General features: G+C 73.2%; 6 protein-coding genes. 3 read left to right on the forward strand and 3 right to left on the reverse strand.

Annotation, left to right across the window (positions count from 1 at the left end; genetic code table 11):
• Positions 1 to 113 precede the first annotated feature (113 nt).
• From HMPREF0043_RS08090 to HMPREF0043_RS08100, 3 genes are read right to left on the reverse strand one after another with little or no spacing between them, the layout of a single operon-like run.
• Positions 114 to 875: an ABC-2 type transporter gene (locus tag HMPREF0043_RS08090; RefSeq protein ID WP_021602530.1), complete on the reverse strand. Its 762-nt coding sequence runs from the start codon at positions 873 to 875 to the stop codon at positions 114 to 116.
• Positions 875 to 1,633, reverse strand: coding sequence for an ABC transporter permease (locus tag HMPREF0043_RS08095; RefSeq protein WP_021602531.1), 759 nt, complete (start codon positions 1,631 to 1,633; stop codon positions 875 to 877). The genes HMPREF0043_RS08090 and HMPREF0043_RS08095 overlap by 1 nt, the downstream gene beginning before the upstream one ends.
• Positions 1,630 to 2,604, reverse strand: coding sequence for an ABC transporter ATP-binding protein (locus HMPREF0043_RS08100; protein WP_021602532.1), 975 nt, complete (start codon positions 2,602 to 2,604; stop codon positions 1,630 to 1,632). Before HMPREF0043_RS08100 ends, HMPREF0043_RS08095 begins: the two co-directional genes overlap by 4 nt.
• 95 nt (positions 2,605 to 2,699) lie before the next feature.
• On the opposite strand from HMPREF0043_RS08100, the gene HMPREF0043_RS08105 reads away from it, so the two are divergent.
• The 3 genes from HMPREF0043_RS08105 (at position 2,700) to HMPREF0043_RS08115 (ending at position 6,748) form a co-directional block, all read left to right on the forward strand.
• Entirely contained in the window at positions 2,700 to 4,619 is a 1,920-nt protein-coding gene (locus tag HMPREF0043_RS08105) for a heavy metal translocating P-type ATPase (RefSeq protein ID WP_021602533.1), read from the forward strand.
• Positions 4,620 to 4,777: 158 nt separating this feature from the next.
• Positions 4,778 to 6,007 (forward strand): hypothetical protein, encoded by a 1,230-nt coding sequence (locus HMPREF0043_RS08110; protein WP_021602535.1) that lies wholly within the window; start codon positions 4,778 to 4,780, stop codon positions 6,005 to 6,007.
• A gap of 339 nt (positions 6,008 to 6,346) precedes the next feature.
• Complete coding sequence (locus HMPREF0043_RS08115) at positions 6,347 to 6,748, forward strand: hypothetical protein (protein ID WP_021602536.1); 402 nt, start codon at positions 6,347 to 6,349, stop codon at positions 6,746 to 6,748.
• Positions 6,749 to 6,844: the final 96 nt, after the last annotated feature.

The following is a 6,844-nucleotide window of genomic DNA, read 5'->3' on the forward strand; positions in this document are numbered from 1 at the left end:
ACGGCCGCTGCACGTGGGTCGGCTCCCCGCTTCGCATCGACCGGCATCCCGGCCCGCCGCCGAGCGGTTCGGCGGGAGGCGATCGCGCGGCCGAGGACGGCGCGGAGGGGGGATCAGACCACGTCGTAACGGCGACCGTCGCGTAGGGCGGAGACGGCGCGGCGGGTCACGGCCAGGCCGACGCCCGCCCAGACGGCGGCCGCGAGCAGGTCGCGCGCCAGACCTCCGGCCCCCGAGCCGTCGAGCGCGCCGACGGTGCCGCTGACGGGCGCGGCCGCGCTCAGGGCCCGCAGCCAGGCCGGGCAGGCGTCCAGAGGGACGATGACGCCGGCCAGGACGGGCAGAACGGCGCCCACGAGGGTGGAGCCGAGATAGGGGTCGGGCAGGTTGACGCCGACGCCCGCGGCCCCCACGCCCATGAGCACGCCGCAGACGACGGCGCACGCGGCCAGGCCGGCCACCCGTCCCAGCAGGGCGGCGTCGCGCCTGTCGGAGAGGGCGAAGACCGCTCCGACGACGACCGCCGTCGTCGCCGAGGCGAGGAGGGCCGGGACCGCGCACACGCTCGCCCAGTAGACGGGGTCGACGGCCCGGCGCAGGTGCACCTCCTGGAAGACGCCGAGGTTGCGGTCGCCGGCCACGGCCGCGACGACTCCCCCGGCCACGCTGACCGCCAGGGCCACGAGCGCCGCCGCGTAGCCGGTGCGCTCCAGGTTCGGGGCGGACAGGTCGGACCCCATGGTCACGTCGAAGAGGACGTCGAACAGGGGCAGGACGAGCAGGGTGACGACTGCCGTGCCCAACGTCGCGAAGGCGGTGGAGGAGGCCCAGGAGACCCGCACGCCGGTGCGGAGGCGGGCGAGGACGTCGCGCATCAGACGGCCTCCAGGGTTCCGGCGCGGGTGGCCAGGCGCAGGGCCCGGCGTCCCATGAGCCCGGCCAGGCAGGTCCAGGCGGCCGTGCAGGCGAGCCAGCCCGTCCAGCCGGCCGGGCCGGGGCTGCGCCCCATCAGCAGGTCGACGGGGACGGTCAGCGGCAGGAGGCGGCTGGGGACGGCGAGCCAGGAGGGGATCGCGGAGGCGGCGAACACGACGCCGGAGAGCAGGAAGGCGGGGACGAGCAGGAGCCCCTCGTAGCTGATCGCGTTGGGGGTCAGCACGAACAGGGCGGCGACCACGAGGCTCGTGGCCAGCGCGCCGCACCACAGCGTGAGCGCGCCGACGGCGATCCGGCCCAGGCGGGCCCAGCCCATCGGGTCGAAGTCGATCGAGGCGTCCAGCGCCGCCCAGGTCAGCCAGGCCACGGGGAAGGAGGCCAGCCCGAAGGAGGCGGCGGCCGAGACCACCGCCGCGAGCGAGCGCAGGGCCCCCACCGGGGCCATGACGAGGTGGACGAGCGTGCCCTTGTGCCGTTCGAAGCCGATGATGCCGGCGGCGCAGGTGGCGGTGGACCACAGGCCGATGACGCCGGCGCGGGTCCAGCCCTGGGCGGGCGTGACGGCGCCCCAGGCGCGCACGGCCAGGTATTGGACGAGCGCCGTGATCGCCGCGGTGACGGCCATCACCTGGACGAAGTAGGGCACGGAGACGAATTGGCGGATGTGGAAGGCTGTCATCCGCAGCTGGCGCCTCATCGGGCGAGCCTGTCTGCCAATGCCAGGTATGCCTCCTCCAGGCGGGCCGGGCGCGTGATCAGGTCCGCGGGCAGACCCGGGCCCGCCTCCAGAAGGGCCTTCAGGCGTGCGAGGCCGCCGTCGCGATCCGGGGCTTCCAGCCAGTAGACGGTCACGGCCCAGCGGGCGGACGAGGCGCGCTGGGCCACCTCGGCGGCCGGGCCGAGGGCCTCCCGCAGCCGCTCGGCCGCGTCGGAGGCGGAGGCGGGCAGGGTGAAGGTCGTCGTGGCGCGCACCCCGGCGGCCTCGACGACGTCCTGAACGCCGCCGCGCGTGACGATCCGGCCGTCGCCGATGACGGAGATGACGTCGGCGAGCTCCTCGACCTCCGGCATGGAGTGGGAGGTGAGCAGGACGCCGACGCCCTGGGCGGCCAATTCCCGCACGAGGTCGCGCACGTGGAGGGAGACGTCGGGGTCGAGGCCGGCGGTGGGCTCGTCGAGGAGGAGGAGCGCCGGGTCGGCCAGGATGGCGCGGGCCAGGTGGAGGCGCTGGCGCATGCCGCGGGAGTAGCCGCCGACCTTCATCGCGCCGTAGTCGGCCAGGTCGACGCGTTCGAGGGCCCGGTCGACGGCGCGGCGCCTCTCGCGGTGGGACAGACCCTGCAGGTCGGCGAAGAAGAGCAGGTTGTCGCGGGCGCTGGCGCGCGGGTAGAAGCCGAGGTCTCCGCCCAGGACGAGCCCCACTCGCGCGCGGGCCCGCTCCGGGTGTGCGACGGCGTCCACGCCGTCGACGGCGACGGACCCGGAGGTGGGGCGCAGGAGGGTGGCGCACATGCGCACGGTCGTGCTCTTGCCGGCGCCGTTGGGGCCTAGCAGGGCGTGGATCCGCCCGGGGAGCACGCGAAGCGAGACGTCCCGGACGGCCGGGAAGCCCTCCCTGCCCAACAGCCGGACGAGGCGGACGGCCTCGAGCACCGCGTCACCGCTCATCGCCGCCCGCGCCTTCCATCGCCACGCAGCGCAGTCTACCGGCCCGGAGGTTCGGAACGTAGAATTCACGTGGAGAGGCAGACGGAGGATTTCCCATGACGGCAACCGACCCCGAGGCGGTCGCGGACAGCGCCGAGGCGCGCGAACCCCGCGACGGCGGGCAAAACGTCCGCGAGGATCCGCGCCCCGTCTGGCGGCGGATCGACCGCGCGGACGCGGCCCGAACCCTCTTCACGGGGCTGTGCGCGGCCGTGACGGCGTTCGCCCCGGCCTGGCCGGACCGGCGATGGCCGGCGGTGGCCGTCGTGGGGCTGGCGGTCGGCTGCTGGCCGATCGCCGCCGAGGCGTGGGAGGATCTGCGCCACCGGAAGATGAGCATGGAGCTGTCGATGCTCATCGCCGTCGTCGCGGCCAGCGCCATCGGCGAATGGGTGACGTCCCTGGTGATCGCCGCCTTCGTGCTGGCCGCCGAGATCCTCGAGGATCTCTCCAAAGACCGCGGCAGGGACGCCCTGACCGACCTCATGGCCTTCCTGCCCGAGACGGTGCGGGTCAGGCGGGGCGATGGGACGCAGAGCCTCCCCCTGGCCGAGGTGAGGCCGGGCGATGTGGTCGTGGTCGCGCCGGGCGGCAGGGTTCCGGTGGACGGAACCGTGGCGGCGGGGCGCTCCTCCGTCGACCAGTCCCGCATCACCGGCGAGCCTCTGCCGGTCGACGTCTCCGCCGGTGAGACGGTCTACGCCGGCTCCATCAACCGGGTCGGCGCCCTGGAGATCCGGGCCGAGCGGGTCGGATCCGACTCCTCCTACGGGCGCATCGTCGAGGCCATACGGCGGGCCCAGTCCTCGCAGGCCCCGGTGCAGCGGCTCGCCGACAGGTTCGCCGCCTACCTCGTCTACCTGGCGCTGGCCGGCGCGGCCGTCACGTTCGCCGTGACGCGCGACTGGACGTCCACCATCTCGGTGGTCGTCGTGGCCGGGGCCTGTGGAATCGCGGCGGGCACGCCGCTGGCCGTGCTCGCCGCGATCGCGCGCGTGGCACGTTCGGGGGCCTTCGTCAAGGACGGCGCACACCTGGAGGCGCTCTCCCAGGCCGGTGCGATCGTCTTCGACAAGACGGGGACGCTGACCGCCGGCGCGCCCGTCGTATCGAAAGTCCTTCCGGCGCCGGGGACCTCCCCGGAGGATCTGCTGGCCGTGCTCGCCGCCGCCGAAAGCTACTCGGAGCATCCCCTGGGCGAAGCCGTCGTCGAGCACGCCCGGAGCCTCGGCCTTCCCGTGACCGCGCCCGAGGCCTTCGAATACGAGCCCGGCCTGGGCATCAGGGCGCGCGTCGGCGGGCGGGCCGTCGCCGCGGGCGGTTCGGCCCTCGTGCCGGACGCCCCCGAGGCCGCCGAAGAAAGCAGGGAGGGCGTCGTCACCCCCATCCACGTGGACGTCGACGGAGCGTATGCGGGAACCGTGCTGCTGGCCGACGCCGTGCGCGGCTCGGCCCGCCAGGCGGTCGCCGCTCTGCGGGCGATGGGGTTGGAGGTCTCGATGGTCACCGGCGACCGCGAGCCGACGGCGCGGGCCGTCGCCGGGCAGCTGGGGATCGATCGGGTCCACGCCGGGCTTCTGCCCGACGAGAAGATGACGGTCGTCGACGCGCTGCGATCGCAGGGGCGGCGGGTCGCCATGATAGGCGACGGCGTCAACGACGCCCCGGCCCTGGCCCGCGCGGACGTCGGGATCGCCATGGGCAGCGGAACCGACGTGGCACGCGACAGCGCCGACGTCGTCCTCATCAGCTCGAACCTCGACGATCTCGTGGCCACCGTGGCCGTGGCCCGGCGCGCACGCCGCATCGTCGCCTTCAACTTCGCCGGCACGGTCGCCGTGGACCTGCTCGGCATGATGCTGGCTGGGATCGGCCTGCTCACACCGATCCTGGCCGCCCTTGTGCACGTGGGCAGCGAGACGGCGTTCATTTTGAACTCGGCGCGGCTGATCCCCGGCAGGGTCCGGCGTGTGTAAGGCACCTGTCGACCGACACGAGAAGAGATGTGAGCTTCCTCGGCGCTCCCGGCGTGCGTGAGGCGCCTCGCGGTTGTGAATTTCATTTTTCCGGCATCGCGGCGCTCCGCGCGCAAAGCCCCGGGGGCGGCCCCGCGGTGCTGATTTAGACTGGGGGCATGCGCATCCTTCTCAGCGAGGGCTCGGGCTTGACCTCCAGGCAGACCGCGGGGCTGCTGGCCGCCTCGGGGCACCGCGTAGGAGTCCTGTCCTCGGACCGCACGGCGCTGACCAGGTGGACCCGGGCGGTCTCGGCCTGGCATCGGGTGCCCCCGTTCGGCCCCGATCCCCTGGCCTGGCTGGACGCGGCGCTGGCCGTCGCGGCGCGGCACGGTTACGAGATGCTCCTGCCCACCCAGGAGCAGGCGGCCGTCATGTCGTGGGCGGTCGACCGCGGCGCGTGGCCTGCGGGGCTGGCGACCGCGGTCCCGGCCTTCGCCTCCCTGGCGCGCGTTCAGGACAAGCTCAGCGCCGCGCGCACCCTGGATGCCTTCGGCGTCCCCCGCCCGCGCTGGGCCGCGATCCGCGACCCGGGCGACGTAGCCGACTGGGACGCCTACCCCGCCTTCGTCAAGACGCCGATTGGAACGGCGTCGGCGGGGGTCCGCCGGGTGCGCTGCCGCGGCGAGCTCGCGGCCGCCTTGCGGGCCGACCCGTACGCCGAGGCCTTGCGCGGCGGCGGGCTTCTGCTCGAGCAGGAGATCGACGGCCCGCTCGCGATGGTCCAGGCCGTGTTCGACCGCGGTCGTCTCGTCGCCTTCCACGCGAACAAGCGCGCAGCCGAGGGGGCCGGCGGGGGCGCCTGCCACAAGGAGAGCGTCCTGCTGCCCGGCGTGCGCGACCGCATCGCACAGCTGGGGCGCGGCCTGGGCTGGCACGGCGCCCTGTCGGCGGACGTCATCGCCGACGCCCGAGGACGGCACGTCGTCATCGACGTCAATCCGCGACTGGTCGAACCCGTGAACGCGTGGCGGAGCGGCACCGACCTGGTCGGCGCGCTCGTAGACGCTGCCCGCGGGCGCCCTCCCGCGGACCGTCCGTCAGGCAGGGGCGGCGTGCGCACGCATCAGCTGCTGCTGTCGATCCTAGGCGTCGCCGAGCGCACGGGGTCCCGGCGGGCCGTGTGGCGGGAGGTCGTGCGCGCGTCGCGGCACAGCGGCCTCTACAGGGGCAGCGCCGAGGAGCTGACGCCCATCAGGCGGGACGTCCGGGCGGCCGTCCCGGTCGTCGTCGCCCTCGCCCTGGCCTCGCTCCGGCCCAGCCTGGGCGGCAGGATGGCGGACAAGGGCACCGGCGCCTACTCCATCACCCCACAGGGCTGGGACCGCCTAGTTCGCGACGAAGCCTGAAGGCACAGAGGCGGCGAATCACCGGCACGGGGCCGCCCGTGGTCTCGGGGGTGGTGGGGTGTGGGGTTCGTTAGCCCTGTTGTCGTCGTCGGGGCTTTTCGCGTCGGGGTTTTTCGTGGTGGGGTGGGGGTCTGTCGCGTGCTCCGTTCTCTGTGTGCTTTCCTTGAGTGTCTTTTTTCCGGGCGTGTCAATGGGTGATGGTCCCCGTTTCGGGGGGAGCGGCGTGGTGGCGGGGGTGTGGGTGGGTGGCCGGCTGGTCGGGTGCGTTCGGATCTGGTGTGTGTCTTCCGGTCGGCCTGGTGGGTGTGTAGGCTGGGGTGTATTCGCATAACGACAGCGATGGATTTCTCACGAAAGGGGACGGCGATGGCCGGCGGGGTGCTCTTATTCAACCGTGATGCCGTGGGGATCAAGGGGAACCAGATGTGGACGGACAATCAGATGTTCGTCAACATCGGCAACGGGATCGGGAAGCTGGCCGGCGATTCGGGCAGGGCCGTGGCGGTCTTGCCGGTGGACGGCGTGGGCGGGGGCGGCAAAACGGACAACGACGGCACGTCCGCTTTGAGGTCCGAGTTGACGGCGGACGTGCAGACCGTGGCCCGGATGGCCATGGAGATGTCGGACGCCTGCGCGGTGCTGGGCTCGGGAGCCCAGGGCGCGGTGGAGGACATGGACGCCGCCGAGAGCAAGGTGACAGCCGACTTCGAGTTCATGATGTCCGCCAAACCCCGCCACTAACCCACACATCGCCCGACTACACGGCCGGGTGATGTGTGTTTGTCAATTGCAGTGTTCGCCTTTCGGCGAAGGGAATTTCAAGGATAAGGAGTGGAA

It is taken from the genome of Actinobaculum sp. oral taxon 183 str. F0552 (assembly GCF_000466165.1).
GTDB lineage: Bacteria > Actinomycetota > Actinomycetes > Actinomycetales > Actinomycetaceae > Peptidiphaga.

Coding starts and splice junctions, on each gene's coding strand:
- HMPREF0043_RS08110 (WP_021602535.1), top strand. CDS start 4,778: ATGCGCATCCTTCTCAGCGAGGGCTCGGGCTTGACCTCCAGGCAGACC.
- HMPREF0043_RS08105 (WP_021602533.1), top strand. CDS start 2,700: ATGACGGCAACCGACCCCGAGGCGGTCGCGGACAGCGCCGAGGCGCGC.
- HMPREF0043_RS08100 (WP_021602532.1), bottom strand. CDS start 2,604: ATGAGCGGTGACGCGGTGCTCGAGGCCGTCCGCCTCGTCCGGCTGTTG.
- HMPREF0043_RS08115 (WP_021602536.1), top strand. CDS start 6,347: ATGGATTTCTCACGAAAGGGGACGGCGATGGCCGGCGGGGTGCTCTTA.
- HMPREF0043_RS08090 (WP_021602530.1), bottom strand. CDS start 875: ATGCGCGACGTCCTCGCCCGCCTCCGCACCGGCGTGCGGGTCTCCTGG.
- HMPREF0043_RS08095 (WP_021602531.1), bottom strand. CDS start 1,633: ATGAGGCGCCAGCTGCGGATGACAGCCTTCCACATCCGCCAATTCGTC.